This window comes from Asticcacaulis currens (assembly GCF_028550395.1).
Taxonomy (GTDB): Bacteria; Pseudomonadota; Alphaproteobacteria; order Caulobacterales; family Caulobacteraceae; genus Asticcacaulis; species Asticcacaulis currens.
The window spans coordinates 1-26,477 of sequence record NZ_JAQQKW010000015.1 but is presented as its reverse complement, the minus strand read 5'-3'; the positions used below and the strand labels follow the sequence as shown (position 1 = coordinate 26,477).

Below are 26,477 nucleotides of genomic sequence, written 5' to 3'. Positions count from 1 at the left end.
AGTTACAGCTGCATCGAGATTGTCATGCTTTCCGTCCTCGATATGTTCAAGATCGGCATTGGCCCCTCCTCCTCGCATACGGTGGGGCCGATGCGCATTACGCGGCGTGCCCTTATCGAGGCCAGGGCAGCGGGTATCCTTAATCAGGCTGCGCGGGTACGGGTGGAACTTCAGGGGTCTTTGGCCCTGACCGGCATAGGCCACGGCTCGGACAAGGCGGCGGTGCTGGGACTTTTGGGGGCAGAGCCCGATCAGGTCGATCCCGACTGGGCGGACGCCACCTATGAGAGGTTGAAAACAGCCACAGAGATTTCCCTGTTCGACGGCCCCACCATTGGATTTGATTATCGCCGCGACATCGACTTTCGGGGCGATATCACGCCGCGCCTGCATCCCAATGGCATGAGCGTGCGTCTTTACGATGCCGCGGGTGTGGAAGTGTTTGAGCGCACCCTCTATTCGACCGGCGGCGGCTTTATCGCCTCGGCGGCGCAGTTGTCGGCGCCGGCGCAAAACGACCGCATCAGCGTGGGCCAGAGGGCCGCCCTGCCCTTCACCTCGGGCACCCAATTGCTGCATATTTGTGCGCAGCATAATCTCAACATCTATGACGTTGTGCTGGCCAATGAAGACGCCCGCCGCCCGCGTGCCGAGACCGACGCCGGGCTGAAGCGCATCTGGGAGGTGATGGATTCAGGCATCAATCGGGGTCTGAAAACGAGTGGCGTCCTGCCGGGTGGCCTCAGCGTGCAACGCCGGGCCCCGCGCCTGTTTGAGACGTTAAAAACCGAAGCCCACAATCAGGAATCCGAGCGCCTGTTCGACTGGCTGAACGTCTTTGCCATGGCCATCAATGAGGAAAATGCCGCGGGCGGGCGCGTGGTGACGGCGCCCACCAATGGGGCGGCAGGCATTATCCCGGCCCTGATCCGCTATTACTGCGCGTTCGACGGATGGAGCGAAGCCGATACGCGTTCCGACGGCAGGATCGGGCGCTTTCTGATTACCGCCGCCGGCATTGGCATGATTTATAAGCAGCGCGCCTCGCTATCCGGGGCGGAGATGGGCTGCCAGGGCGAGGTCGGTGTCGCTTGTTCGATGGGGGCGGCAGGCCTGAGCGCTGTCTGGGGTGCAAGCGCACCTCAGATCGAGCACGCTGCAGAGATCGGCATGGAGCATAATCTGGGTCTGACCTGCGATCCGGTCGGCGGGCTGGTGCAGATTCCCTGCATAGAGCGCAACGCCATCGGCGCGGTGAAGGCCGCTAATGCCGCGCGCCTATCCTTGCGTGACGAAGGTCCGCACAAGGTGACGCTGGATCAGGTAATAGAAACCATGCGCCAGACCGGCCTCGACATGTCGTCGAAGTACAAGGAAACCTCTCAAGGCGGCCTCGCGGTCAACGTGGTGGAGTGCTAGGTTTCTGAGGCCCTGCAACGGGCATTCGTTTGAGGCAGTCCAAAAGGCGCGGCGTCAGGGTTTCGCTGTCCATCTTGCCAATCGCGGATTTGATGGCAGGTGTGGCAACGGCTGCAAAAACAAAGCGTTCGGTGTGGCCTTCGGCGGCTTTTATGGCCGCATCCGTTTCGCTAAGCGACTTTTTGGCGGCTTCGAGCCCCTCGGTAGAGAGGTTAGGCGAGCGTTCGATGCGTACGATCAGGCTGTCCATAATGTCGTATTGACGATCGCGCAGCACCTCAGCAATGGCCCGGCATTCGCTGGCCTCAGCGCCGCTCAGCGGCCTGGCTTCAGCCACCCTCGCGTCAGCGGCCCTGGTGTCGGCCAGCGGGGGTACGGACGCGGTTTGCGCAAAAGACATCCCCACCAGTAACCCGCTGAGGCCAAGTCCTATCCCGGTCACGCGACGCACAAGGCTCATGAGACTCCTTAAAGACATGGTTGCGGATTTAAGGGTTTTACGCGGCCCAATTATGGCACGCTCACATAGCCTCTGTCGATCAACCAGTCCGACAGGCGTGACGGCCAATCCTTAACCGATCGCAGGGTCGAGCGCTCTCCCATATTGAAGGCATGGCCACCCGACGCTAGTATGTGCGTCTCAACCGGCACATCCGGCCACTCGGCATAGAGCCGGGACAGACGCTCCAGCACCGCCACCGGCCCGTGATCGTCATGTGCCGTTAGAAAAAAGGCCGGCGGCGGCGCCACCTCAAGCCGTTGCGGCACGCCGAGCGGCCCCGGATAGACCTCGATAATAAAGTCCGGACGCGCACTCACGCGGTCCACCGGATCGGCCGCCACCGCATCCCCCTCAAAGTCCGCAAAGGCCGTCATATGAACGAGCTCGCCCCCGGCGGAAAAGGCCATCACGCCGATGCGTTTGATGCCGTATTCGGCGGCGTGAGCCCGCACGAAGCGCACGGCGCGTCTTAAGTCCGCGGCACCATGAACCTTTATGTCGTAGTCGGCTTTTGGATTATCGGTTTCACGGCCCAGCCGGTATTTCAGCGCGAAGGCCGTAACACCCTGCGCCTGAAGAAAGCGCGAGGGCTTCAGGCCTTCAGAATTGAAGACGAGGTTTTCATGCCCGCCACCGGGCAGGACGATGATGGCGGTGCCGCTGTTGTGGGCGGGGTCGGGGCGAAACACGCTCAAAGAGGGGTTATTTACGCCCCGCACCCACCAGTCGCCGGTTTTTTCAGGCACATCGCGAAGGTCCTCAAAGCCCGGTGCGCCCTTGTCCCACAGGGGGATAACGACGCCTGTGCTCGGGGTGACGGTCTGCGCCAGCGCGGGTGACAGGCTCAGCACCGCACACACACAGGCGACAATAAAGGCGCGCATGTTTATCTCCCTTTTGTTTTGGCAGGAGAGTAAAGCAGCTCGGCGAAAAGGGGAAACGCGTTTTTTTAAAGCGCCGTCGTCGCGGCCGCTTCGACCGTGTAATCCGCCGCTACGCGCAGATCACGTAAGGGGCGCACAATATCAATCGACTGCTGATAGAGCGGATGGTCCTTATAGGCGCGCAAGGCCTCCACATCAGCAAATTCGCCGTAAACCACGACTTCGATATCGTTGCCGAGCTGATCGACCTTCTCGTTGAACGCGACTTCCAGCTTCTGGGCGTGCGGGATCTGCGTCAGCAGCGACAGGCCCTGACGGATGCGGTCGCGATCGGCGCTATCCTTGCAACTGAACATGACGATGTGACGCAGCATCAGGGGCAATCCGTACAAAATGTAACCGCCGCCCCTCTTAAAGCGTCAGGCGGCTCAGTCAACCGTCATGAGGGAAAATGCCGGGCTTAAAGCGGCTCAGGCGTGCTTATGGACCCGTTGATGCAGGCGCGAATTGAGATAATGCGCCCCGGCGACACATACCGCGCCGATTATGCTGATCAGGGTTTCATGCGCGGCCGCCACCGGTACAAAAGCCGCCGACGCCAGAAGTCCAAGACCCGCCACCGCCAATGCCGCCACCCGCGGCTTTTTCCAGCCGCCCGTGCGATGCAGTGCCCACACACTCAGCGGTGCCGCCATCAGGATCAGCACCTGATGCACCAGATGGTCGCCCGCCACCTGACCAAGTACCGGCAGGGCCGCCACGGCAAACGGCAGCAGCAGACAGTGCGCCAGACACAGACCCGACAGGCCAATGGCGGTGGCGTCCATCCACGAATTCGGCTTGGGGTCTGGCAAGGTGGTCATCGGGAGCGGTGGCTTTGCAGTGTCAGAGCAAGGTCGGGCCTCAGACATATGTTATACCGTAACTCTTTGCAAGGGGCTGGATAAAAGATAGCCCGATATATGTGTTACCTTATAACACCATTAACAAGCCGTCTCACCGACTATTTTTCCCACTCGATATGCACCACCTTATAGCCATTGGCTTTCAGCGCTTTTAGCATCTGCGGCAGGGCCGCCGCAGTGACGTCCTGGCCGTCATGCATCAGAATGATGCCACCCCCTTTGGCCTTAAGGCGCTCCAGAAGACGCCCTGTGAGTATGTCTGGGGTCTGATCCGCCAGCCAGTCGTCAATGCCCAGATCGACCGACATCACCGTGATCGTCTTTGCCTTTAGCGCCTCCATCAGGGTCGGGCTTTCGGCCAGAAAGGGGAAACGATAGGCCGGGGCGGCGTGGCCAAAGGTCGCTGTGTAGATATCCTGTGTCGTTTTCAGATCGCCCAGTTGCGCCTCGGGGCTGAGTTGCGTCATGTTGAGATGCGTCAGGCTGTGCATGGCCGTCGAATGGCCGGCCGCTTCCACCTGACGGGCGAGATCGGGATGTTTGGCGATATTGTCGCCGACCATGAAAAAGGTTGCCTTCACGCACTGATCGGCAAGCGCCTTGAGCACCGGGGGCGTCGATTCGGCGCGCGGGCCGTCGTCAAAGGTCAGCACCACCTCGCCCGGCTGCAAGGGTAAGGCCGCGTGCTGCGCGGTGCCGTAGGCGGCGCCTTCGCGCTTTAAAACCAGCGTCCGCGAGGTTCCGAGCGCATCCGGCGCACAGGCCAGAGCCGTCATGGGCACAACGGACAGGCCCAGACAGGCTGCGACCACAACAGAACGAATCATGCGACACACTCCCCAAAGATGATCCGGACGGATAAACCCGCACGGTCTTATTTGCAGCCATATTGCCTGCATAATTGCCTGCTGGAAAGCCGTTACGGTGATGAAAGCAACGACCGAAGATGCTGAACGCATCCGTTCGTTGACATCTCCCGAATGTCCCTTGTGCAGTATGGGCACGCGACATTCGAGAAACGCATACCCGTCGTCATTTCCAATGACGCCCGGTATCAGATCTAAAAAGAGGATACACCACGGATGAGCCTCCCCCGCGTCCTGATCTTCACCCTGGTGGCCTGTCTTGGCCTTGCCCTGCCCGCTTTGGCGCAGACCCATGCCACATCCCCGCTCGATACGGGCTGGCGTTTTCTGAAGGCCGATGCGAAGGGGGCCGAAGCGCCCGCCTTTGATGACAGCCAGTGGCGCGTCGCCACCTTACCCCATACGGCCAATGCCGGGGACGGCGAGGATGGCCCCACCGCAGGCAATAGCGACTATTATCGCGGCACGATGTGGTACCGAAAGGCGCTTGAGTTGAAAGCCCTGCCCGCCAGCAAGCGCCTTTATCTGCAATTTGACGGCGCGGCTCTCGTCACGGACGTTTTCGTCAATGGCAGCTTCGTCGGGCGTCACGAAGGCGGCTACGCCATCTTCCGCTTCGATATTTCCCGCTTTGTCACGGCCGGGCGCAATGTAATTGCCGTGCGCGTCTCTAATGCGCTCTGGCCGCACATCGCGCCACCAGGGGGCGATTTTACCGTCTATGGTGGGCTTTATCGCAACGTCTCGCTGATCGAAGCCCGCGAAGCCGGTTTCGACTGGCTCGATAAGGGTTCGCCCGCCGTGGCCGTCACCACGCCGAAGGTGTCAGCGCAGGGCGCGGAACTGAATATCCGCGTGCCTTTGCGCAACACCCGCACTCAGGCGGCTCGCCTGATCGTACAGACGCGTATCTTCGATGCCGCCGGCAAACCGGTCTTAAGCCTGTCGAAGGCCATCAATGTGGCTGCAGGCGCCACGGCGCAGGCCGACCTGAAGGGCGAGGTAAAGACCCCGCGTCTGTGGAACGGGCGCAAAGATCCTTACCTTTATTCGGCCGTGACCGAGGTCAGTGATGATCGCGCTACACTTGACCGCAGTTCAATAGCCTTCGGCATCCGCACCGTGCGTTTTGATGCGCAAAAGGGTCTGCTGCTCAACGGGCAGCCCTATGAGGTCAATGGCGTCAATCTGCACGCCAGCCGCGCGGGCAAGGGCGGGGCCATCACACGTGCCGATATTGCCGAAGACTTCGACCTTATCGACGAGATGGGGGCGACAGCCGTGCGTCTTGTCCATTACCCCCACGCCCAGATGGCCTATGATGAGGCAGACCGGCGCGGCCTTCTGGTCCTTACTGAAATTCCGCTGGTCGGGCATGTGCCTGTGGTGACGCAAACCCTGCGCGACAATGCGGCAGAGCAATTGCGTGAACTTATTCGTCAGAACCTCAACCATCCCTCGGTCATCGCCTGGGGTCTGGGCAATGAGGTGCATGGCGAAACCGCCGCCATAGCCGGACTGTTGCGCGAACTGAATGCGGTGGCGAAAAGCGAGGATGCGTCGCGGGCGACGATTTATGCCCATTGCTGCGTGGCCGACGACGATGCCCGCGCTCTTGTCACCGATCAGCTTGGCTTTAACCGCTATTTCGGCTGGTATCCGGAACAGAAGGGGACGCTGGGCGAATGGGCCGATACTTACCACAAACGCTTCCCCACAAAGCCCTTCGCCGTTACTGAATACGGCGCGGGCGCAAGCATTTCGCATCAGGATGATACGCCAGGCCTGGTCGTCCCGGCCTCCGGCTGGCACCCGGAACAATATCAGGCCCTCTACCACGAAACCAACTGGGCCATGCTGAAAGCGCGTCCCTACATCTGGGGCCGGTTCGTCTGGCAGATGTTTGATGCCGCCTCCGACGGGCGCAACGAAGGCGAAAAGTCAGGCCTCAACGACAAGGGTCTCGTCACCTACGACCGTCAGACGCGTAAGGACGCTTTCTGGTTCTACAAGGCGCAGTGGTCGAAGGCGCCGGTCGTTTACATCACGTCGCGTCGCTTCAACCAACGCCACGAACCGCGCGCAGACGTTAAAATCTATACCAATCAGCCACAGATCACCCTGACAGTTAATGGCGCGAAGCTTACGACGCAGACCGCTATCAATGGCGTGGTAATCTTTAAGTCTGTGCCGCTCAATCCCGGCGTTAATACGATTCAGGCCGAAAACGGCGCCTATTACGACCGCGTGCGCTGGGCGTTTAATCTGCCCGTCGAATCGCTAATCTCTGCATCCGAACGTTGAATACGCTTTCCATTTGCAAAAACGGGGACTAAGTAGACGGCATAATCAGAGCCCTGGCCGAACGGTCTGAGCCGCATTAAGGGCCTGAGTTGTTTGTAAAGCCTCATGCTTTGCCGAAAGACCCTTCGGCACGGCCAAAAGGGGCACCTGCTTTTTCGATAGATTGCAAAGAGGATTCCGCCGCCGTGCCGCCCCGCCCCCGTCTTCAGGATATTGCCCGCATCGCCGGCATGTCGGTGGCCACCGTCTCGCGCGCCCTGTCCGATTCGCCATCGGTTAATCGGGTCACCAAGCGCCGCATCTGGTCGATCGCGCGTGAGCACAATTACTTTGCCGATGCCGACGCGCCGGTGCCGATGTCGGGAGCCAATGCCACCATCGCCATTGTCATCCCGCCGCCGCATGGCCGTGAAGGGCGCTTTTCCGACCCTTTCTACCTTGAAATGATCTCCGACGTCGGCGAAGCGGCGCGCGATATGGGCTGCGACCTGCTCTTGTCGCACCTGACGCCCAAGAATCAGCACGATCTGTCGGCCTTGATGCATAATATCCGTGCCGACGGTGTTATCTTCCTCGGCCAATCCTATCTGCACGAACGCTTCAATCACCTGATGAAGTCGCACCGCAATTTCATCGTCTGGGGGGCTGAAATCGCCGGGCAGACCTATTGCAGTGTCGGTTCGGACAATCTGCACGGCGGCGCGCGGGCGACGGCGCATCTGGCGCGGCTGGGGCGGCGTCAGATCGCCTACCTGGGCGATGTCGGCGAAGCTCCGGAAATGAAGCAGCGTTACCAGGGCTATCTTAATGCCCTCAGCCAGGCCGGGCTTGACTTCGATCCGCAGCTGGTCGTGCCTTGCCACTTCGAGATGGAGTCAGCGCAAGCGGCCGTTACACACCTTCTTCATAAGGGCGTTCGTTGTGACGGCATCTTTGCGGCCTCAGACATCATTGCGCTTGGGGCGATCAAGGGGCTGACGCGTGCCGGGCTCAAGGTGCCGCAGGACGTTTCGGTCGTCGGTTATGACAATATCCAGCTGGCCGCCTATGCCCACCCCATGCTGACCACCATATCGCAGGAGCTGGCCCGCGCCGGTCGTCTGATGGTGTCAAAGCTTCTGGGGGCGCTCAACGAAGGCGAAATGCTGTCTGAGCGACTTTCGACCGAGCTGGTGGTGCGCGAATCCTGCGGCGGGTAGATCATTGCGAGGTCTGATAGACGCATACTGATCCGGCTTTGGTTTAGCCCTTCGCCGGGGGCTGTGTTTGCGCCCCCGGCTTCGTGAAGCGCGGTTCGCTCTCTTCGCTATTAAACTGCAGACCCGCGCTGTCTCGTCTGCCGCCTTGGTCGCAGACGCGCCGGAACTGCGCCATCTTTACCCTGGGGAAGATGTTAGCGCTATCGTAAAATTTGCATTATTTTGTAATTTTTTGCATTAAATTGCAAAAAATATATCACTGAAATCTTTCAGGCAACACACCTTCAAATCGCTCGCAAATGCGAAAAACCGGGATGAATCTGTTTTATTGTCGCACAAATGCGCGCAAAACGTAACATCATAGCCACAAACAGCCTGAAAGTGAGTGGCTTTGATAGGGGGCATTTTTCATTCGGTTGCAAAAACCTTAACTCCATGTCATAGAAGCCCGCACGGCCCGACAGAGGCCGGTTTGAGAAGCTACAGGGACCAGAGTGTTGCCACGCGAACCAGAAGAGTTTGCGATCAATAAGAGACAGTCAGGAAGGCTCTACATCATGAAAACCGGACACGGCACTTTCCGCCGCGCCACCTTGCTCTGCAGCGGAGCGGGCATCGCGCTCGTTACCTCGCTGGCCCTGTCGGCGCCCGTCATGGCGCAGGACACCGCCGCGAATAAGGCAGACGACGGCGTCACCGAGGTGGTCGTCACAGGTATCCGCCGCGGTATCCAGGACGCTATTTCCGCTAAGCGTAACTCCACCTCCATCGTTGAAGCCGTTTCGGCCGAAGACATTGGCAAGCTGCCGGATCAGTCGATCGCCGAATCTATCGCCCGCCTGCCCGGCATCGCGGCGCAGCGGACGAACGGCCGTGCCCAGTCGCTCAGCGTGCGCGGCCTGGGGCCCGACTTTACGGTCACCACCCTCAATGGCCGCGAACAGGTTTCGACCAATGATGGGCGTGGGGTGGAATTCGACCAGTATCCGTCGGAGCTGATCTCGCAGGTTCTGGTCTATAAGACACCAAACGCCTCTATGCCGACGCAAGGCATTGCCGGCACGGCTGATTTGCGCACGGTACGTCCGCTCTCGTTCGGCAAGCAGGTCGTTGCGCTGAACTATCGTCGTGAACAGAATTCAAACGACGCCTTCATCGGCGGCTCGACCAATACCGGTGACCGCTACGCCGTCACCTATATCGACCAGTTCTTCAACAAGACCCTGGGTGTGGCGATCGGCTACGCCTCGACCTCCTCGCCGTCGCAACTGCAAAAGTGGGAAGCCTGGGGCTATACCCGTAACTTCTACGGCACGAACAACACCATCATCGACGGCGCCAAGCCCGAAGTCGCGTCGTCCAACCTCGATCGCGACGGCCTGATGGCGGTTCTGGAATGGAAGCCCAACGACCGTCTGCACATGACCGTCGATGCCTACCATTCGAAGTTCAACGAAACGCAACTGCGTTCGCGCATCGAGTTCCCGCTGTTCAACCCGGCCAATAATTCGGGCTCGAGCGCCTGCCCGACGGGCTGCGCCGGGGCCGCTGTGCCGCCGGGCTGGGATGGCCAGACGCGCCTTGTGTCCTACACGGCCTCCAATGGTCAGGTGAACAGTGCCACCTTCTCGGGCATCAAGACGGTCCTCGGCAACTACGTCACCCAACGTGAAGCGACGCTCGACAATATTGGGTGGAACACCCGCTATCGCCTGAGCGACAACTGGCTGCTTGAAGCCGACCTGTCGCACGCCAAGGTCGATCGCACGGACCTGATTTTGGAAACGACCGCCGGTACCGGCCTTGACGGTTCGGGCGCGCTCGACACGGTGACCATTACGCAGTCGGGTCAGCAGGGCGCCACAATCACGTCTGCGCTCGACTACACCAACTACGGCACGATCTTCCTGACCGACCCGCGCGGCTGGGGCGGCGGCACGCAGGCCGGTTACCTGAAGAACCCGACGATCGTCGACGAACTGGACATCATCCGTCTGGCGGCTACGCGTACCTTCGACAACAATCCGATCTTCTCTAAACTCTCGTTCGGCATCAACCGCACGGAGCGCTCGAAGTCGAAGGTTGGCAATGAGGGCACGCTCACCCTGTCGAAGGCGGCGACGCCTGTGCCTATGTCCATGGCGGTGCCGGATCAGTATCGTCGCGGCACGACGGCGCTCGATTTCATCGGCATCAAGGGGATGATCTCCTACGATGCGCTCGGCATGTATAATGGCGGCGTCTATACCTTCCGCCGCAACGTCGCTGCCAATGCCATCAAGAACACCTGGGCCGTGGACGAAACCGTCACGACCTTGTACCTGATGGCCGACATCAGCACCGAACTCCTGGGTAAGCCCCTTCTGGGCAACATCGGTGTCCAGCAGCAGCACGCCGAACAGACAGCGACCTCTATCTATACCGGCGGCACGGTTTCGCCTGACAACGGCCAGGTCATCAGCGGTGGCACGGACTATAATGACGTCCTGCCGAGCCTGAACCTGAGCTGGGAAATCTTCGACAACACGCAACTGCGCTTTGCTGCAGCCAAGACGCTGTCGCGTCCGAAGATGGAAGATATGTCGGCCGGCTTCAGCTACGACACCTGCCGCAACCCCTGCGCCACCGTTACGGGCTCGGGCGGCACGACCAACTACTACTGGACGGCCAACGGCGGCAATCCGGGTCTTGAGCCGTGGCGGGCGACCTCCTACGACCTGTCGATCGAAAAGTACTTCGGTCGCAAGGGGTACGTGGCTCTGGCCCTGTTCAAGAAGGACCTGACCTCCTACGTCTTTGATGCGCGCACCACCTATGACTTCAGCGACACGACGAAGTTTGCGGTCAATCCGAACCAGCTGGGGGCCGGCCTGCCGGCGCACCCGGCCCAGACCAACCGCGTGGGTATCTATTCGACCAAGCTGAACGGCGATGGTGGCTATATCCGCGGCCTCGAATTCTCGGCCTCCATTCCGGGTGAGCTGATCACGCCGTGGCTGGACGGCTTCGGGGTGATCTACAGCTTCACCAAGAACGAATCGGAGATCAAGCCGAACGGCACGACGGCCATCCCCATCCCTGGCCTGTCGGAGAAGGTGGAAAACACCACCGTCTATTACGAAAAGTACGGCTTCTCAGCCCGCGTCTCGCAGCGCAAGCGCGATGACTTCCTGGGCGAAGTACCCGACTATCAGAACAATGCCGAACTGGTCATGGTGAAGGGCGAATCGATCGTTGACGCCCAGCTCTCCTACACCTTCCAGAGCGGGCCGTTGAAGGATCTCAGCATCCTGCTGCAAGGCAACAACCTGACCAACGAGCCGTTCATGACCTACTACTCGACCCCTGCCGAAGTGCGTAAGTACGAAGACTACGGTTCGAGCTACATCATCGGCATCAACTATAAGTTCTGATCGTTCAGAACATCCCTCCGGTCAGTCAGGCGCTAAACGCGTCACTGACCGGAGACTGGACACCCGCTTCGGCGGGTGTTTTCATTTCCGCACCCCTCGCATGGCATGGATTTCCCTGAGGACAGGCATGGTCGATATAATCAAACGCATCGTTATTGCCGGCGGCGGCACAGCCGGATGGATGACCGCCGCCGCCCTGTCGCAGATTATGGGGGAAAGGCTCTGCATTACGCTTATTGAATCGGAAGAGATTGGCTCGGTCGGCGTCGGCGAGGCAACGATTCCGATGATTGCGCATTTCAATGCCCTTTTGCGCCTCGACGAAAACGAGTTCCTGCGTGAAACAAAGGGTACCATAAAGCTCGGCATCGCCTTTGACGGCTGGCGGCACGAGGGCCACAGCTACATGCACGCCTTTGGCACGCTGGGCCGTGATCTGGGCTCTGTACCGTTTCATCACTACTGGCTTCAGGCGCATCTTGACGGTCAAGACGAAGACCTTTGGGCTTATTCGCTGAATGAACGCGCCGCCTTCGCCAACCGCTTCGCCCCCCTCAACCAGATTCCCAACACGCCGTTGCCTGGCATACCCTACGCCTATCATTTCGATGCCTCGCTCTATGCCCTTTATCTGCGCCGGCTGGCCGAAGGCAAAGGGGCCAGACGAATCGAAGGACGCATTCGCGATATCGCGCTCAACCCCGAGACCGGCCATGTGACGCGCCTTAGTCTTGAGGATGGGCAAACGCTTGAGGGGGATCTGTTTATCGACTGTTCCGGCTTTCGCGGCCTTTTGATCGAAGGCGCGCTTAAGACCGGCTTCGAAAGCTATAAGGACCTTCTGCCGTGCGACCGCGCCTTTGCCGTGCCTTGCGAAAGCGTTTCCCCGCTCACCCCCTACACACGGTCTATTGCCCGCGAGGCCGGCTGGCAGTGGCGCATCCCGCTACAGCACCGTACCGGCAATGGTTACGTTTTTTGCAGCGACCATGTTTCAGAGGACGAGGCCGCGACCCGTCTGTTGTCGCGGCTGGATGGCAAGGCGCTGGCCGATCCGCGTCTCATTCGTTTTGAAACCGGGCGGCGGCGCCTGCAGTGGAATGGCAATGTTATCGCGCTCGGTCTGTCTTCGGGCTTTATCGAGCCATTGGAATCGACCTCCATCCACCTTATCCAGTCGGGTATTGCGCGCCTGATTACGCTCTTCCCAAACGCCGGTTTCGACCCGTCTGTGGTGGCCGAGTATAACCGTCAGAGCGCGCTGGAATTCGAGCTGATCCGCGATTTTATCGTCTTGCACTACCATGCCAATGAGCGGCATGGCGAACCCTTCTGGGATCAGATGCGTCACATGTCCATTCCGGAGAGTCTGGCGCAGAAGATAGCCTTGTTTCGCGCCTCCGGAGTGATTCAGCCCAATCCCAACGACCTGTTCCAGCTTCCCGCGTGGCTTCAGGTCATGGTGGGCCAGAATATTCGACCCACCGCCGCGCACCCGTTTGTGGGCGCTGTGCCCGAAGCGGCGCGCAAGGACTATCTCGCTAATCTGCGTACCATCATAGGGCGGGCGGCGGAAGGCCTGCCTGATCATGCCGATTATATCGCCAAGCATTGCCGTGCTCTATGAACTCTATCTGGTCTTTAAAACCCTGTCCGGACGCACACATTTAATTTTTATTTTTGGGACGCTACCCATAAGCTCATAGTAAATACGGGTTTTAACACCCCTTTGCCTGCGAAGAGACGCCTTATGATCGAAAAGAAGAACACCATACTTGTGGTCGATGACGAAGACGAAATCCGCAAGATGCTGAACATCTTTCTCGATGTCGCCGATTTCAAGGTCGTCGAGAGCGAGAACGGAAAGCAGGCCATTCGCTTGTCAGCTTCGGTCAAACCTGACCTGATCCTGCTCGATCTGGGCCTGCCGGATATCGACGGCAAGGAGGTCATTCAGACCATCCGTCAGTGGTCGAATGTGCCGATCATCGTACTCACCGCGCGCTCAGAAGACATGGACGCGGCGCCGGCCCTCAACCTGGGTGCGGACGACTATGTGACCAAACCGTTTTCGGCCGAAGTCCTGCTGGCGCGCATTAACGCCAATCTGCGCAAATCGGTCGTACGCGAAGTGGGTGAACCTGATGTGGTCAACGGCCCGATCCGAATGGATCTGGTGCGCCACGAAGTGTTCATCGACGAAAAGAAGGTGCCCTTCACGCCGAAGGAATATGACCTGTTGCGCTTCTTCCTCGTCAATCGTGGCCGTATGCTCACGCACAAACAGATCCTCAAGGAAGTCTGGGGCCCGGCCCACGTGGACGATACCCAGTATCTGCGCGTCTATATCGGTCAGGTGCGCGAAAAGCTGGAGACCAAGCCGGGGTTGTCGAAGTCCATCGTCTCGGAATCCGGTATCGGTTACCGCATGGAGATCGTTGCCGAAACCGCGGCCTGATCATCCCCGGATCAGGTCCCATAAGGGCGGCGCCCCCATCGCCCTTTGGCTGCCTCCCTGCGAAGAAACGGCGGCCCCCTTCCCCAGGGGCCGCCGTTTGTTTTTTTGAGCCTTTGCCTGCGCCTTACCCGGCGCTTACGGACGCAGACTTTACCCCGTTTTGTATCCTTACAGGCAGGGCGCGATGATGAACTCAGCCACTAATGTTCTTATGGAGATCTTCCAATGCTGAGATGGGTCATCACCTTCTTCATTCTGGCGGTCGTGGCCGCCCTGTTCGGCTTTACGGGCCTCGCGGGCACGTTTGCCGATATCGCCAAGTTCATCGCCGTCGTTTTTGTGGTGCTGTTTATCGCGGGTCTGGTCTACAGTGCGCTGACAGGGCGTCGCTCAAGCCCACCGATGTGAAGCTATTGATACGCTGATGAAAAACCCCGTCTTTACCGGCGGGGTTTTTTACAGGCCCTGTCGCACGCGTGTTGCAAGCCAGACACACAAATATTACAAATGAAAAACATTACATCGTATACAGTAGCCAATATACAAATACGTCGTTAGCGTTCCCCCACTTCCGGTGGAGCGCAATCATGAATACATCCTCATTTCTCAGATATCTGCTGCATGGCTCAGCGATCGGGCTGATCCTCACGGTCACGCCCGCAGCCCACGCCCAGAGCGACAAGAAGACCAAGACGGACAAGGCCGAAGAGGCCGTCGAAGAGGTCGTCGTTACAGGCACCCGCATTCGCTTACGCGGCGCACAGAGCGCCACGCCGACCTCGGTCATCACCTCTGACACCATCCAGAAAAATTCCCCGCGCCAGATCGCCGACCTCGTCAATCAGTTGCCTGCGCTCGTCATCAGCCAGAGCGATCAGACGAGCAATACCAACCGTGACAAGGATTCGATGGACCAGAGCCATCCGGGTCTGAACGCGCTCGACCTGCGGGGTCTTGGCACCAAGCGGACCCTTGTCCTCGTCAATGGCCGCCGCCATGTGCCCGGCGCGCCGGGGTCATCGGCGGTCGATATTTCCACCATCCCGTCAAGCCTCGTGGAGCGCGTCGAAGTGATCACCGGCGGGGCCTCAGCGCTATATGGGGCCGACGCGGTGGCTGGCGTCGCCAACTTTATCCTGCGCAAGAATTTTGAGGGGATCGACAGCAATATCCGCTACGGCAATTCGGCACGTAACGATATGCCGAGCTACGATGTGGATCTTTTGTGGGGGAAGAATTTCGCCGAAGGCAAAGGCAACTTCACCCTGTTCGGCTATTACGGCAAATCCGACGGCACGGTCGGCGGGCAGGACCGTCCCTGGACGGCGACGGGCAATCCGTGGTGGGGCCGCCTCGGTTCGGGGCCTACGGCGGTCAACTATATCATCGACGGCCGCCGCAATCTTGGCTATTCGCCGCGCGCTCAGGTGCTACTGGGACGCAAGGTCTATACCTTCAATGACGACGGCACCATGCGCGCCCCCATTCTGGGGCCAAGCGGCATTCTTAAGAACACCTACGACCTCAGCCGCCCCGAAAGCGTGGCCAATCTGGAAACGGATGGCGGCGAATACGGTGGTCGCTATGATAACTGGCTATTGTCTGTACCGAATGACCGCTTCATCGCGCACGGCACTCTCAACTATGAGCTGACCTCAAACCTGCGCTACTTCCTCGAAATGGACTACGCCACGAACAAATCGCACGGCGAATATGGCATGTGGTGGGAAGGGGCGTCCAACTGGCTCTATGAAGGCAACCCCTTCATCACCCAGGAGATGATTGCGGCGAATGGGGGCAGTCTGCCCTATGTCGCCTTCGCGCGGAACTTCCCCGAAATCGGTAAGTCGAGCTCCTATTATCAGCGGGATCTGTCGCAAATCGTCACGGGCTTTGACGGCAACCTGCCCGCATTGTTCGCAGGCCACGACTGGAACTGGTCGGCCTACTACTCCTACGGCAAGACCGAAGAACGCACCCAAGACCGCAATGCCGTCTCCAACGAACGCTATATGCGCGCGCTGGATGCCGTCTCAGGTCCGGGGGGCAAGCCGGTGTGCGGCGTCAATGCCGACGCCGACCCCACCAATAATGACCCCAATTGCGTGCCGCTAAATCCGTTCAAACCGCTGACGCAGGACGTTATCAGATACCTGACTTTTAACCCTTCAGAGTCGGTTTCCACGCTGGAACAGCAGGTGGTCTCTGCCTACGCCACGGGCGGGCTTTTCACCCTGCCCGCTGGTGAGGTGCAGGCGGTGATCGGCGGTGAATACCGTAAGGAAAAGAACTTCATCGGGGCTGTTGCCGAGTATAATCCCGAAGACCCGGCCTATGTGCCCGACTATGGCGTCGTACAGAACCCGCTGCGCGGTGAGTATGATGTGAAGGAAATCTTCGGCGAACTGAGTGTGCCGATCCTGGCGGATCTGCCCTTTGCCTATAAGCTTTCGGTAGATGCCGCCGTTCGCGCCTCGGACTATTCGACGGCGGGCAAGACGACGTCCTGGAAATACGGCCTGCAATACGCTCCGGTGCGTGACCTGCGACTGCGGGCCACCTACGGCAAGGCGGTGCGCGCCCCGAACATCAGCGAGGTCTTCACCGCCTCGTCGATCAGCGGACAGTGGCTTTATGATCCGTGTAACTACTACATGACCTATCGCACGGAAACGACCAAGGACACGCTCGCCAACTGCGCGGCTTTGCACCCGGCCAACAAGAATTCGTACTGGCTTTGGACCGAGGTCGAAAAGAAGGGCAATCCGGATCTTGAGGTCGAAACGGCCAAGACCCTGACCGTCGGACTGGTCGCCCAACCGCGCTTCATGAAGAACTTCACGATGTCGGTGGACTATTACGATATTGACCTCAGCAATGTGATTGCCGCGGTCGAGCCGCAGACCATCATCAACAAATGCGTCGATGCCCCGATGCAGAACAATCCCTACTGCAACCTCGTCGTGCGCGAAGCCGGCACCAACAACCTGTTGCGCGTCGTCAAGCAGAATATCAACCTGGCCAAGCGCACCAACCGGGGCGTCGATGTCGAGGTAGACTATTTCACAGACCTGTCTTCGTGGGGCTGGGGCAGCGACAGCGGGCGTGTGTCGCTCAACATGGTCTTTACGCGCCTTAAGGAAAACAAGATCACGCCGGACCCGGACAACCCGCAAAGCGTCACCAGCACGCTTGGCATTTTCGGTTTCCCGAAATGGAAGGGCGTGACGCGCCTCTCCTATCAGAGAGGGCCGCTGTGGATGAGCTGGAGCGCCCGCTACTTCTCGCCGATGCGGATGAACACCACCATCAATCCCGAAAACTACTTCCCCTACCGTACCAAGTCGATCATGTATCACGACTTCAACGCCTGGTATGATCTGAAGAAGAATGTGGCCGTGGGCGTGGGCCTGAGCAATGTCTTCGACACCGCACCGCCACGTTATCCCGGGGCTGAAGCGGGTGGGGCCTATTTCGGCGACGAAGGCTGGCAATCGGGCGTCTTTGACGTCATCGGTCGCACGGGCTTCGTCAGCATCAAATTTAAGAGGTAGTCCGCCTACGGATGAACAGAAAAACCCCGCCCTTAACCGCGGGGTTTTTTTAGGTCTCCATAAAGGCCGTCGCGGCCTGCACGGTTTCCTTCGCATAGAGGATGCGGCGATGGCCCAGTCCAGGCAAGGGATGTAAGCTCACATGCGGCCCGGCTGAGACGAAGCTTTCCGCGCTGAGGAACAGCACCTCCTGATCCTCCGGCGCGTGCAGGACCAGTGTCGGCACCGGGTGTTGGCGCAGAATGGCGTCGCCCATAAAGGCTTCGACCGGATTGCCGGTCAGGCGCTTGACGTGGTCTTTGAGAGACTGCGTGGCCTCCGGTGACAGGTCGTGGCGTCGGGCGAAGGTCTCGAAGACGCGCGGCATGGAACAGGGGGCAGCGATCAAAACCAGCCGCCCATAGCTCAGCGGTGGCAGGTCACCGACCAGACCCGACAGGGCCGCAAAGGCCACTGCCCCGCCAAACGAGTGGGCAATCACGCCATGCCAGGGACCGGTAACGGCGTGAAGCGCGTGCAGGGCCGCTACCCCCAACGCCACATGCAGGCGCTCACCATCGGAGCGCCCATGCGCCGGAAAATCGAGCGCCAGGACATCGAAGCCTGCGGCCAGCAAGGGCTCCACAAAGGCGGTCATTACCGCCGCCTGACCGGTCCAGCCGTGCAGCAGAACGACGCTTCCGCGTCCGTTCCCGACAAAGCGATAGGCCTGAAGCTCACCATCCTGAAACGGAATGCGCAACGCCAGAGCAGCGCTCAGTCGCGAGGCGACCCGCGCCATTCCTTTTTGTGCCGCTTCCGTCAAGGGTTCCGGCGTGCAGAAGACCTCGAACAGGCGGTCGGCCTGTGCCTTGGGCGTTTCGGTCAGGGAGTCCGGTTGCACCGTCATGGGTCCGCGCCTATTCTGTTCAAGATTGAACGATAATTAGTTCAAAGTTGAACAAATAACAAGGACGGAAATGACGGACCCTGCCCCCACCGGCTCTCTCCCCTGGGACTTGCCGCGCTTTCGCAACTGGATCGCGGTCGCCCGCGCGCACCAAATGGTCGAAAAGGCCCTGACGACACGCCTGGCCCCCTTCGGCGTGCGGCTGGCCCATCACGATATTCTGGCCAATATCTACCGCTTTGCAGGCCTGACGCAGAATGAGCTGGCGCAACGGCTGCTGGTCGGTCGCTCCAATCTCTCGATGTTACTGCCTGAACTGGAAAAACGCGGGCTAATTGAGCGGCGAAGCGACGCGGCGGATAAGCGGGTACGGCGCCTGTGGCTGACTAAGGCCGGAGGCGAACTGACTGAGCGCACACTGGCGGTTCAGGCAGGCGTCGTCACCGACATGATGACCATTCTCAGCGATGAGGAATGTCAGGCGCTGGGCGACTATATGCGCCGCATCAGCGCCGGTTTGGCGCAGTGGGATACCGATCAGTCTTAAGCCCGGGCCTCAGCCATCTGCACGGGGACATAGACGCTGAACACCGCCCCGGTTTCCGGGTGGTTGCGCACCTCGATACGTCCGCCGAGTATAGTCATGATCAGCTCGGCAATCGACAGGCCCAGCCCGGTGCCGGCATTCTGCTGATCCTGCTTTTGCAAGCGCGTATATTTGCTGAAAATCGCGCGCATCTTATCCGGCGGAATGCCAGGCCCGTGGTCGCGCACATGGACAAAGGCCTCTTCGCCCGACGCCCCATAGTCTATATCGACCACCGGGGCTTTGCCCGTATGCTTCAGCGCGTTTTCGATAATCAGACCGACGACGCGCGACAACAGCACCGTATCGGTTCGGAAGGCTTCTGCGCCCCCCAGATCGTGCAGGCGGATTTCGCCCTTGTCTTTAAGGGGACCTAAGCGCGTAATCGAATCGCGGATCAGGGGCGTCAGATTGGCCGGTTCCTCACGCGGTTGCACCGCGCGGCTTTCCAGCTTGGCCATGTCGAGAATATTGGTGATGAACTTGTCAAGGCGATAGGCTTCGGACAGGGCGGAGTTGATCAGTGAACGCCGCTTCTCTTCCGAGAGCTTCGCTTCGAGCAGCGTATAGACCTCCAGCGACCCGATAATGGTCGCCAGCGGTGTTTTCAGATCGTGGGATACAGCGGACAACATCTGACGGTACAGCGCTTCCTTGAGTTGGGTCTCTTCAGACGGATCACTCCCCAGATCCGATTCCACCTTCGCCACCCTGACCTCTGAACCCATAATTAACCCCAAATGGGCAAACACTGGCAGAGACATATATCATTCCGGTGAACAAGGCCAAGCAAAAGCCCCGGACGGTTATTAAAAACAACCGTCCAGCGGCGGCCGCTCAGGGGGTTTGCATGAACTGCCCGCGCAGCGCCCCTTGCAGACGGGTGACGCGGCGCAGGGCGCGGTTCAGTTCGTCGATCAGGCGTGACTGATCGGGTGTCGCCACCTGACCGCCCTCGCCTTCCAGGCGCAGATAATCATCGAGCTGCGCCGCCAGATGCACCCGCGCGTCTTCCAGCATGGAAAGGCCGGTTTCGCCCAGTTGCCGCGCAGCCTCAAGTCCTTCGGCATAGCGCGTCGCCCAGGCATTAAGCCGCGAAATCTGCGCCTTCACATCGCTTTTGAGGTGCACTGTCTCCACGCCGGTCAGAAGATCCTCAAGGTCACTTCTTAAATGGCGCGCGTCTTCGATATCGAGCGAGAAATCCACCGGAACAGCCTCTGTCTTTGAAACAGCGCCAACGCTTTCATCCGGGGACGGATTTGGGGCCTCATAGGCCGCGGCTTCAGACGAGGGGTCACCTGCCTGGCTACCGCTTAGGGTCGTATCGCGTTCGACAGTCTCGGACATGGGATATCTCCTTGTCCGTCAAAGACTAATGCCCCGCTCGCAAGGGTGCAGTGCGGAGCGCAGACGCCCGCATAAAGGGGCGGTAAGCGCCACCTAGACCCTGGCCAGATCGCGTAGCTTTTGGGCCAGAAGTCCCGGCTGAATGGGCTTGGATAAATAGTCGTCCATCCCCGCCTCGATGCAGCGCTCCCGGTCCCCGGCCAGCGCATGGGCTGTCACGCCAATAATGCGGTAGCGGAACCCTTTGACGGGCTCCAGGTCTCGGATGCGCCGCGTGGTTTCAAAGCCGTCCATTTCGTGCATCTGCACATCCATCAGGATGGCGTGGTAGTGGGTGTCGCTGTGCGTCAGCCGTTCAAGTGCCTCGATACCGGACTCAGCGGCCTCGGCCTCATAGCCCATCTCTTCCAGCATAAGCGTCGCCACCAGCACGTTGGGCGCATAATCCTCAACGATCAGCACGCGCGGGCGCTCACCTGGTGCGGGTGGCGGCACGGGCGGACGTTCATCATCTACCGGCACCAGCACCGCCACCGGCAGGCTCAGGCGGACGCTGAACAAAGATCCTCGCCCCTCCTCGCTTTCGACCGAGATCTCACCGCCCATCACATCGACCAGAGCCCGGGCGATCGACAGGCCCAGTCCCGACCCGCCGAAGCGCCGCGTGATCGAAGCATCGGCCTGGGTGAACTTGTCAAAAATCTGATCGCGCTTGGCGGCCGGAATACCTATGCCGGTATCGCGCACACAAAGCGTCAGATCGACCCTGTCGCCCTGCGTCTTCGCCTCACCGATCAGTTCGATTTCGCCGCGCGATGTGAACTTCAGCGCGTTGGAAATCAGGTTCATGACAATCTGCTGCAAGCGCGTGCGGTCGCCGCGCACCGTCACGCCCTGCGTATGATCGCTCAGGGCAAAGTCCAGCCCCTTGCGCTCAATATCCTGCGCAAACATCATCTTCAGGTCTTCGAGCAAATCGGCGGGGCGAAAGGCTGTGGACTCGAGCTCGATTTTATTATCTTCAATTCTGGAAATATCGAGAAGATCGTTGATCAGGCGCAAAAGAAGCTGGGCATTGGTGCGCAGGGTTTCGACAATACGGTACTGATCGTCATTTAGCGGCGACTTGATTAAAATATCCGACAGACCGGTGACCACATTGAGCGGTGTGCGAATCTCGTGGCTCATGGTCGCCAGAAAATCGGTCTTTGCCTGGGAGGCGGCCTCAGCGCGCTCCTTGGCGGCCTGTAGCTCCTGCCGCTGACGCTCATTCTCACGCAGGAGACGCTCCTTGGTGAAGGCCGCCTGCATGACGGCCGGCAACAGATCGAGATAGGCCTGATTTATGTCCTTTACCGCATAGTCGGCCGCACCCAGTTCCATCGCCTCAAGCGCAATGGCTTCGTCGCCGCCGGCGGTCAGGATAATGACCGGCGTCGCATCCTCACGCGCCTTTAGAACTTTGAGCATTTCAAGCCCGTTCATGCCGGGAAGATTATAGTCGAGCAGGACAAGATCGAACCTCTGCTGCGACAGAGCCTCAAGCCCCGCCTCGGCGGTGATGGCCAGATCGACCTCCAGACTGTGCCGGCGAAAACGCTTCTGCAACAGGCGGCCTAACGCCTCATCATCTTCGATGTACAAAATTCGGGTCAGGGCGGGGGCGGACATGGGCATATTGTTATTTCACCACGGTGTTGGGAACCTTCACCACCGCAAGCATCAGTCCCAGCTTGCGGATGGCGTCGGAGAAATTGTCATACTCGACCGGCTTGGTGATGTAGACATTGCACCCCAGTTCGTAGCAGCGATCTATTTCGCGAGGGTTATCTGTCGTCGTCAGAACAATCACCGGTATAGCGCGCGTGGACGGATCCCCCTTCAGGCGGCGCAGAATCTCATAGCCGTCGATATGCGGAATGTTGAGGTCGAGCAGCACCAGTGTGCGCTCGTGGCGTTCGGCAACCTGTTCGGCGCTCAGGTGATCGCCAAAGAAGTAGTCGATGGCCGAGGCCCCGTCTTCAAAATGCCGTACCGGGTTACCGATACCGGCGCGCTCCAGGTTCTTGCGGATCAGGCGCGCGTGACCGGCATCGTCTTCGATCATGACGAGGGTGAACTGATCGTCAAAAGCAGGCACCATCATAGGTCAGGTTTCCGTCAGAGGGGGTTGAGTGGAGGTGCGCGAAACTGGCCCGAAGCCGTCGCTCAGATTAGGGCGTTTTGGAAGGCGCACATGAAAGCGCGTCCCTTCATCAATTTTCGAGTCGAACCAGATTTCTCCCGACAGTCTTCGAAGGGTCGCCTTGACATAGGCCATGCCAAGTCCCAGCCCTCCGACCTCAGTGGTGTTGCGCGCGCGGCGGAAGATTTCAAACACCTTGGGTTTGTCGATGTCGGCAATGCCGCGCCCGTTGTCGGACAGGGTGAAGATATAGTCGTGCGACGTTTCACGCACGGACATTTCTATTTTACCGGTAACATCTGTCCGCAGATATTTGACCGCATTATCGAGCAGATTGCCGAAAATCTGTTCCAGCGCAATGGCATCGCTCATTACCACCGGTAAGGGGGCACACGCGATCTCAATCCCCTTCTGAGTGATATCATATCCCAGGGCACCGACGCATTTATCGAATATCGTCTGCGTGTTAACGGGTTCAACCGTATAGACCCGCTTGCCGATGCGCGACAAATCGAGGATAGCGCGCGTGAGGCTATCCATGCGCTCGACACCCTTGGCAATGAAGCCCAGAGCTTCTGGCACGTCCTCATTCAGAGCGAGATCGAGCGTTTTCTGATCCGCCGCCGCAAAGCCCGCCTGATAGGGGGCAATCGCGGCAGAGACGTCCTTCATGGATATTTCCAGTTCTTTAGAGAAACCTTTCAGATTGACCAGAGGCGCGCGCAGGTCATGTGAGGTGATGTAGGTAAAGGTTTCCAGATCTGCATAAAGCTGCCGCAGTTCTTCTTCGCGCTGCTTCTGTTCGGTAATATCAGCGTGGGTACCGATCATGCTCTTAATGCCGCTGAAATCGGCCCCCGTGCCAACGCCGCGCGACAATATCCAGCGATAGCCACCGTCCTTATGTCGCATGCGAAAAGTGCTGCGATAGGCGCCATCCGTCCCCTCCATATAGCGCCGCAGATCAGCGTCAGCCACCTCGCGGTCATCGGGGTGGATCATGTTGCGAAACACGTCCCAGCGGTTCTCCACCTCGTCCGGGCCATAGCCCAGCATCGCCTTATAGGCCGCCGAACAATAAAAGTCGCCGCTGACAAAATTCACTTCGAACAGGCCGTCGTTGATCCCTTCGGTGACTTCGCGATATCGCTGCATCACGCCTTCCTGCTCGGCAAGACGACTGCGGAAATCGGCCTCGAGATTGAGGATGGTCACCGTGCCCAGCAACATAACGCCGATCAGAAGCACGCTGCCGATGATCAGGGTATAAAAGAAATCGGAGCGCGCCCGCGCCACCTCGGCGGCCTGAAGCCGGACATCAACGATGCGTTTGATATTGGTGGTTTCCAGCGCCCGCCGCACATGGGCCATGTCCTGAACCTGACGCAAAAAGGCCTCGCGCGTTAGCGCCGCCCCGCGCCCAAGTCTGCGATTCTCGACCTGATCGTCAAAGGTTTTGCGAAGGGAGCGGATATTGTCGAGCCACAGATAGATGTCGCGTGCCGCCTCAGGATCGTAACGCAAAACCAGGGTACGATAGGCCGACAGATCGCGGTCCAGCATAGTCCGGGCCGTACGGTAGGCCGTCAGGGTCTTCTCTTCGCCGGAAATCAGGTAGGCGTGGACGCCCGTTTGCATATCCAGGAGATCGACAAGCACCACCCGGCTCTGACGGATGGCTTCGTACTCGAACAGCGATCGCCGGTTCTGATCCTGAATACGGTCGTAATGGGCATAGACGATGAATGAAAAGGCCACGGTCGCCACGGACAACAGCACAAACATCACCAGATAGTAATGGCGCTGCCGCAGCAGCTTTTGCCACATCATGCCTCTTGCCCCATCCCGCCGAAATCGCCTGAAAACAAAAATGCAGGCCCCGAAGCCTGACGGCATCAGAGCCTGCGAAAACCGGAAATGTCCAGTCTCCCGCTAAACCTGTGGGGCTTAGTTCTTGGCGTCCTTGGCGGCATCCGAAACGGCTTCGCCGCCCGCTTGCACGTCCTTGCCCGCACCTTCAATAGTGTTGCAGGCCGACAGGGCCGGAACGGCGGCGAGCGCAACGCCGGCAATCATGATTATCCTGGCGATCTTCGTGGTCATGTCTTCATCCTATCTGGGCGATTGGCGGAAACGACAGGGCTTCCGAACGCCGCGTTGAAACAAAAGTCCCCCATCTTCGTCGCATGATTGCGCTGCCTGCGGTAATGGGTCCATGCCAACGGCGGAGGGCTTCATAAAGACATCATAAGAAAAATCAGCGAGCTGTTTTACGGTGACCTGATTTTTCGCCCTTCAGTCCGTTGCGAAAGGCTCGCCACACTGACAAGGCGCTTGCGCTGGTGCGCGTGACGACACCTTCGACCTCACGCTCGCCGGGCAGGGCGGCGGTTTCCCTGATCAGGCGCTCAAGCGCGGCCTGAACCGCCCGTCGCGCACGCCCGATGGCCACCAGGAGCGTAAGTCCCAGGAGGATGACCATAGCCGCGACAATGGCACCGGCCACCCCGGGTGTGAGCGTGAGCGCCTGCAAGGCGTGAAAGGCCAGAAGCAACACCACCGAAAGTCCCAGCGCCAGTGCTACCAACGTGAACACCATAAGGGCGACCAGAACGCCCAGCGCACTCAGAAAGGCGATGGCCTGTGGCTGCACGTGATGAAACCGCTGACGCACAAGAACGAGCTGAGCCAGGCGAACCAGTACGGACATATCCAATTCCTCTTAAAAACCCGATGAAAAAAGGGCGAAGCCCTGCTGGACTCCGCCCTCCAAAACCGATGCGTGTCAGATATTTCAGCGCTTGATCAGCATGCCGATCAGAACGCCGGCCCCAAGGGCCAGAAGGCCGGTACGCACGGGATTATCGTGAACTTCCTTGTTGAGGCGGCCACTGGCCTTGTTCAGATGACCGTGAGCGTCGTCGAAGATGTGACGGAGCTTCGCGCCGGCTTCGTTGGCGCGCGAAGTGAGGTCGTCAGCCATATGGCGCGCCGACTTTTCCACGTTATCAACGGTGCGATCGGCTTCCGAACGGACGTCGTTCTCGGCCAGAATCTTGGTGACTCCAGCGGCGGCTTTGGTGGCGGGGGACAGCATCAATCTCTCCTTTGATGGCGTGCGGCATGGGGGGAATGGGGGTCACATCCACACGAACCGCGGGGCGGGGAGGGGGGGATGTCTGACACGGAAGACCGTCGGAACGGGCACAAACGAGGATGGGGGGGGTATCTCGTTTTTTAATCCGTGTCATTGGTCCGTGTGGATGTGATGATTGAAACCTACCGGCGCCGCTTTAAGGATGCGATGCCTATGGCCAAAAACAAAAATAAGGGGCGGATAAAGGGCCATTTCCTGATTTTTTACTTACGCACAACGCCTTTCAAACCCGGCGAAAACTGACGCGGCGCGGGCGCAGTGTGCGGATAAGGTTGTTGCGCCGAAATCGGCGTCGCGACCTTCCCACCCCGCGTTAAAGAGGAGATCAGACATGGGCGATGTAAAAGGCTCGATCAAGGAAACTGCCGGCGGCGTCGAAGAGGAACTGGGTGAAGCCCTCCACAACGACAAGATGGCCGAAGACGGTCGCAAGCTGCGTAATGAAGGCCGTATCGAACAGGGCAAGATGCCCAAATTAAATCCGGTCGGCTCCGAAAAGCCTTAATCTTCGGGTTCTGACGTCAGACCACTAGCAACAAAAAGCCGCCCTGATCGGAAAAGATCAGGGCGGCTTTTTATGCTCTATATCGCCTGTTTTTCCTCTCCATGCCTACGGCGTAAGGAGGAGACAACCGTTACAGGCGCACGACCTTTGCGGTGTGGGAGAGAGGTTCGGTGGTTTTGAGTGGGTTTCTGAGCGGGTGGACGAAGGGGCGGGCGTCGATTTCGAACACGTCGCCGGCTTGCGTCTTCACGCCATCAGCAAAGCTCGCCGTCGCCGTCCCGAAGCAGTGCACATGCACATC

At 59.2% G+C, this 26,477-nt stretch carries 24 protein-coding genes; 10 read left to right on the top strand and 14 right to left on the bottom strand.

Annotated features, from left to right (window positions below):
- The first annotated feature begins 24 nt into the window (after positions 1–24).
- Complete coding sequence (locus PQU94_RS17410) at positions 25–1,419, top strand: L-serine ammonia-lyase (RefSeq protein WP_272742697.1); 1,395 nt, start codon at positions 25–27, stop codon at positions 1,417–1,419.
- On the opposite strand, the gene PQU94_RS17405 is transcribed toward PQU94_RS17410, so the two are convergent.
- The 5 genes from PQU94_RS17405 to PQU94_RS17385 all read right to left on the bottom strand — a co-directional run bounded on the left by PQU94_RS17405 (position 1,400) and on the right by PQU94_RS17385 (position 4,537).
- Complete coding sequence (locus PQU94_RS17405; protein WP_272742696.1) at positions 1,400–1,879, bottom strand: hypothetical protein; 480 nt, start codon at positions 1,877–1,879, stop codon at positions 1,400–1,402. The genes PQU94_RS17410 and PQU94_RS17405 overlap by 20 nt on opposite strands.
- Positions 1,880–1,929: 50 nt before the next feature.
- Positions 1,930–2,805: an alpha/beta hydrolase gene (locus PQU94_RS17400; RefSeq protein ID WP_272742694.1), complete on the bottom strand. Its 876-nt coding sequence runs from the start codon at positions 2,803–2,805 to the stop codon at positions 1,930–1,932.
- Positions 2,806–2,870: 65 nt separating this feature from the next.
- Positions 2,871–3,179: a Dabb family protein gene (locus PQU94_RS17395; RefSeq protein WP_272742693.1), complete on the bottom strand. Its 309-nt coding sequence runs from the start codon at positions 3,177–3,179 to the stop codon at positions 2,871–2,873.
- 96 nt (positions 3,180–3,275) lie between these two features.
- Positions 3,276–3,668 carry a MerC domain-containing protein gene (locus PQU94_RS17390; RefSeq protein ID WP_272742691.1) on the bottom strand — a complete coding sequence of 131 codons (393 nt, stop codon included), beginning with the start codon at positions 3,666–3,668 and terminating at the stop codon, positions 3,276–3,278.
- A gap of 140 nt (positions 3,669–3,808) precedes the next feature.
- Positions 3,809–4,537, bottom strand: coding sequence for a polysaccharide deacetylase family protein (locus PQU94_RS17385; RefSeq protein WP_272742689.1), 729 nt, complete (start codon positions 4,535–4,537; stop codon positions 3,809–3,811).
- Between the two features lie 255 nt (positions 4,538–4,792).
- On the opposite strand from PQU94_RS17385, the gene PQU94_RS17380 reads away from it, so the two are divergent.
- The 7 genes from PQU94_RS17380 (at position 4,793) to PQU94_RS17350 (ending at position 17,504) form a co-directional block, all read left to right on the top strand.
- Complete coding sequence (locus PQU94_RS17380) at positions 4,793–6,880, top strand: glycoside hydrolase family 2 protein (protein ID WP_272742688.1); 2,088 nt, start codon at positions 4,793–4,795, stop codon at positions 6,878–6,880.
- A 185-nt stretch (positions 6,881–7,065) separates the two neighbouring features.
- On the top strand, positions 7,066–8,079 hold the full coding sequence (locus PQU94_RS17375; RefSeq protein WP_272742687.1) for a LacI family DNA-binding transcriptional regulator: 1,014 nt from the start codon (positions 7,066–7,068) through the stop codon (positions 8,077–8,079).
- A 557-nt stretch (positions 8,080–8,636) separates the two neighbouring features.
- The gene (locus PQU94_RS17370) at positions 8,637–11,492 is read left to right on the top strand and encodes a TonB-dependent receptor (protein WP_272742686.1); all 2,856 of its coding nucleotides are present in this window, start codon (positions 8,637–8,639) and stop codon (positions 11,490–11,492) included.
- 127 nt (positions 11,493–11,619) lie between these two features.
- A complete protein-coding gene (locus PQU94_RS17365; RefSeq protein ID WP_272742685.1) occupies positions 11,620–13,119 on the top strand; it encodes a tryptophan halogenase family protein in 1,500 nt (499 codons plus the stop codon).
- Positions 13,120–13,242: 123 nt separating this feature from the next.
- The gene (locus PQU94_RS17360) at positions 13,243–13,950 is read left to right on the top strand and encodes a response regulator (RefSeq protein WP_013479481.1); all 708 of its coding nucleotides are present in this window, start codon (positions 13,243–13,245) and stop codon (positions 13,948–13,950) included.
- A gap of 225 nt (positions 13,951–14,175) precedes the next feature.
- Positions 14,176–14,358 carry a DUF1328 domain-containing protein gene (locus tag PQU94_RS17355; protein ID WP_013479482.1) on the top strand — a complete coding sequence of 61 codons (183 nt, stop codon included), beginning with the start codon at positions 14,176–14,178 and terminating at the stop codon, positions 14,356–14,358.
- 179 nt (positions 14,359–14,537) lie between these two features.
- Positions 14,538–17,504, top strand: coding sequence for a TonB-dependent receptor domain-containing protein (locus PQU94_RS17350; RefSeq protein WP_272742684.1), 2,967 nt, complete (start codon positions 14,538–14,540; stop codon positions 17,502–17,504).
- Positions 17,505–17,553: 49 nt separating this feature from the next.
- Here the strand turns inward: PQU94_RS17350 and PQU94_RS17345 are convergent, their stop codons facing one another.
- Complete coding sequence (locus tag PQU94_RS17345) at positions 17,554–18,393, bottom strand: alpha/beta hydrolase (RefSeq protein ID WP_272742683.1); 840 nt, start codon at positions 18,391–18,393, stop codon at positions 17,554–17,556.
- 70 nt (positions 18,394–18,463) lie between these two features.
- Here PQU94_RS17345 and PQU94_RS17340 point away from each other — a divergent pair, with 70 nt between their 5' ends.
- Positions 18,464–18,940 (top strand): MarR family winged helix-turn-helix transcriptional regulator, encoded by a 477-nt coding sequence (locus PQU94_RS17340; protein ID WP_272742682.1) that lies wholly within the window; start codon positions 18,464–18,466, stop codon positions 18,938–18,940.
- Here the strand turns inward: PQU94_RS17340 and PQU94_RS17335 are convergent.
- The 8 genes from PQU94_RS17335 to PQU94_RS17300 all read right to left on the bottom strand — a co-directional run bounded on the left by PQU94_RS17335 (position 18,937) and on the right by PQU94_RS17300 (position 25,611).
- Positions 18,937–19,743: a sensor histidine kinase gene (locus PQU94_RS17335; protein ID WP_272742681.1), complete on the bottom strand. Its 807-nt coding sequence runs from the start codon at positions 19,741–19,743 to the stop codon at positions 18,937–18,939. The genes PQU94_RS17340 and PQU94_RS17335 overlap by 4 nt on opposite strands.
- Before the next feature lie 73 nt (positions 19,744–19,816).
- Complete coding sequence (locus PQU94_RS17330; RefSeq protein WP_272742680.1) at positions 19,817–20,329, bottom strand: hypothetical protein; 513 nt, start codon at positions 20,327–20,329, stop codon at positions 19,817–19,819.
- Positions 20,330–20,422: 93 nt separating this feature from the next.
- Positions 20,423–22,000 (bottom strand): hybrid sensor histidine kinase/response regulator, encoded by a 1,578-nt coding sequence (locus tag PQU94_RS17325; protein WP_272742679.1) that lies wholly within the window; start codon positions 21,998–22,000, stop codon positions 20,423–20,425.
- Positions 22,001–22,010: 10 nt separating this feature from the next.
- Positions 22,011–22,475 carry a response regulator gene (locus tag PQU94_RS17320; protein WP_272742678.1) on the bottom strand — a complete coding sequence of 155 codons (465 nt, stop codon included), beginning with the start codon at positions 22,473–22,475 and terminating at the stop codon, positions 22,011–22,013.
- A 3-nt stretch (positions 22,476–22,478) separates the two neighbouring features.
- Positions 22,479–24,344, bottom strand: coding sequence for a sensor histidine kinase (locus tag PQU94_RS17315; protein WP_272742677.1), 1,866 nt, complete (start codon positions 24,342–24,344; stop codon positions 22,479–22,481).
- A 117-nt stretch (positions 24,345–24,461) separates the two neighbouring features.
- Positions 24,462–24,617, bottom strand: a complete 156-nt coding sequence (locus PQU94_RS17310; protein ID WP_272742676.1) for an entericidin A/B family lipoprotein — start codon at positions 24,615–24,617, stop codon at positions 24,462–24,464.
- 154 nt (positions 24,618–24,771) lie between these two features.
- Positions 24,772–25,224, bottom strand: coding sequence for a hypothetical protein (locus PQU94_RS17305; RefSeq protein WP_272742675.1), 453 nt, complete (start codon positions 25,222–25,224; stop codon positions 24,772–24,774).
- Between the two features lie 84 nt (positions 25,225–25,308).
- Positions 25,309–25,611 carry a hypothetical protein gene (locus tag PQU94_RS17300; protein ID WP_272742674.1) on the bottom strand — a complete coding sequence of 101 codons (303 nt, stop codon included), beginning with the start codon at positions 25,609–25,611 and terminating at the stop codon, positions 25,309–25,311.
- A 391-nt stretch (positions 25,612–26,002) separates the two neighbouring features.
- Here PQU94_RS17300 and PQU94_RS17295 point away from each other — a divergent pair, with 391 nt between their 5' ends.
- Positions 26,003–26,176, top strand: coding sequence for a hypothetical protein (locus tag PQU94_RS17295; RefSeq protein WP_272742673.1), 174 nt, complete (start codon positions 26,003–26,005; stop codon positions 26,174–26,176).
- Positions 26,177–26,477: the final 301 nt, after the last annotated feature.

What these genes read in the sequence shown, in the direction of transcription:
- PQU94_RS17390 (WP_272742691.1), bottom strand. Translation starts at nt 3,668, where the DNA reads ATGACCACCTTGCCAGACCCCAAGCCGAATTCGTGGATGGACGCCACC.
- PQU94_RS17310 (WP_272742676.1), bottom strand. Translation starts at nt 24,617, where the DNA reads ATGACCACGAAGATCGCCAGGATAATCATGATTGCCGGCGTTGCGCTC.
- PQU94_RS17320 (WP_272742678.1), bottom strand. Translation starts at nt 22,475, where the DNA reads ATGATGGTGCCTGCTTTTGACGATCAGTTCACCCTCGTCATGATCGAA.
- PQU94_RS17400 (WP_272742694.1), bottom strand. Translation starts at nt 2,805, where the DNA reads ATGCGCGCCTTTATTGTCGCCTGTGTGTGTGCGGTGCTGAGCCTGTCA.
- PQU94_RS17410 (WP_272742697.1), top strand. Translation starts at nt 25, where the DNA reads ATGCTTTCCGTCCTCGATATGTTCAAGATCGGCATTGGCCCCTCCTCC.
- PQU94_RS17300 (WP_272742674.1), bottom strand. Translation starts at nt 25,611, where the DNA reads ATGCTGTCCCCCGCCACCAAAGCCGCCGCTGGAGTCACCAAGATTCTG.
- PQU94_RS17335 (WP_272742681.1), bottom strand. Translation starts at nt 19,743, where the DNA reads ATGTCTCTGCCAGTGTTTGCCCATTTGGGGTTAATTATGGGTTCAGAG.
- PQU94_RS17345 (WP_272742683.1), bottom strand. Translation starts at nt 18,393, where the DNA reads ATGACGGTGCAACCGGACTCCCTGACCGAAACGCCCAAGGCACAGGCC.
- PQU94_RS17350 (WP_272742684.1), top strand. Translation starts at nt 14,538, where the DNA reads ATGAATACATCCTCATTTCTCAGATATCTGCTGCATGGCTCAGCGATC.
- PQU94_RS17360 (WP_013479481.1), top strand. Translation starts at nt 13,243, where the DNA reads ATGATCGAAAAGAAGAACACCATACTTGTGGTCGATGACGAAGACGAA.
- PQU94_RS17295 (WP_272742673.1), top strand. Translation starts at nt 26,003, where the DNA reads ATGGGCGATGTAAAAGGCTCGATCAAGGAAACTGCCGGCGGCGTCGAA.
- PQU94_RS17385 (WP_272742689.1), bottom strand. Translation starts at nt 4,537, where the DNA reads ATGATTCGTTCTGTTGTGGTCGCAGCCTGTCTGGGCCTGTCCGTTGTG.
- PQU94_RS17365 (WP_272742685.1), top strand. Translation starts at nt 11,620, where the DNA reads ATGGTCGATATAATCAAACGCATCGTTATTGCCGGCGGCGGCACAGCC.
- PQU94_RS17305 (WP_272742675.1), bottom strand. Translation starts at nt 25,224, where the DNA reads ATGTCCGTACTGGTTCGCCTGGCTCAGCTCGTTCTTGTGCGTCAGCGG.
- PQU94_RS17340 (WP_272742682.1), top strand. Translation starts at nt 18,464, where the DNA reads ATGACGGACCCTGCCCCCACCGGCTCTCTCCCCTGGGACTTGCCGCGC.
- PQU94_RS17380 (WP_272742688.1), top strand. Translation starts at nt 4,793, where the DNA reads ATGAGCCTCCCCCGCGTCCTGATCTTCACCCTGGTGGCCTGTCTTGGC.
- PQU94_RS17325 (WP_272742679.1), bottom strand. Translation starts at nt 22,000, where the DNA reads ATGTCCGCCCCCGCCCTGACCCGAATTTTGTACATCGAAGATGATGAG.
- PQU94_RS17315 (WP_272742677.1), bottom strand. Translation starts at nt 24,344, where the DNA reads ATGATGTGGCAAAAGCTGCTGCGGCAGCGCCATTACTATCTGGTGATG.
- PQU94_RS17395 (WP_272742693.1), bottom strand. Translation starts at nt 3,179, where the DNA reads ATGCTGCGTCACATCGTCATGTTCAGTTGCAAGGATAGCGCCGATCGC.
- PQU94_RS17405 (WP_272742696.1), bottom strand. Translation starts at nt 1,879, where the DNA reads ATGAGCCTTGTGCGTCGCGTGACCGGGATAGGACTTGGCCTCAGCGGG.
- PQU94_RS17370 (WP_272742686.1), top strand. Translation starts at nt 8,637, where the DNA reads ATGAAAACCGGACACGGCACTTTCCGCCGCGCCACCTTGCTCTGCAGC.
- PQU94_RS17330 (WP_272742680.1), bottom strand. Translation starts at nt 20,329, where the DNA reads ATGTCCGAGACTGTCGAACGCGATACGACCCTAAGCGGTAGCCAGGCA.
- PQU94_RS17355 (WP_013479482.1), top strand. Translation starts at nt 14,176, where the DNA reads ATGCTGAGATGGGTCATCACCTTCTTCATTCTGGCGGTCGTGGCCGCC.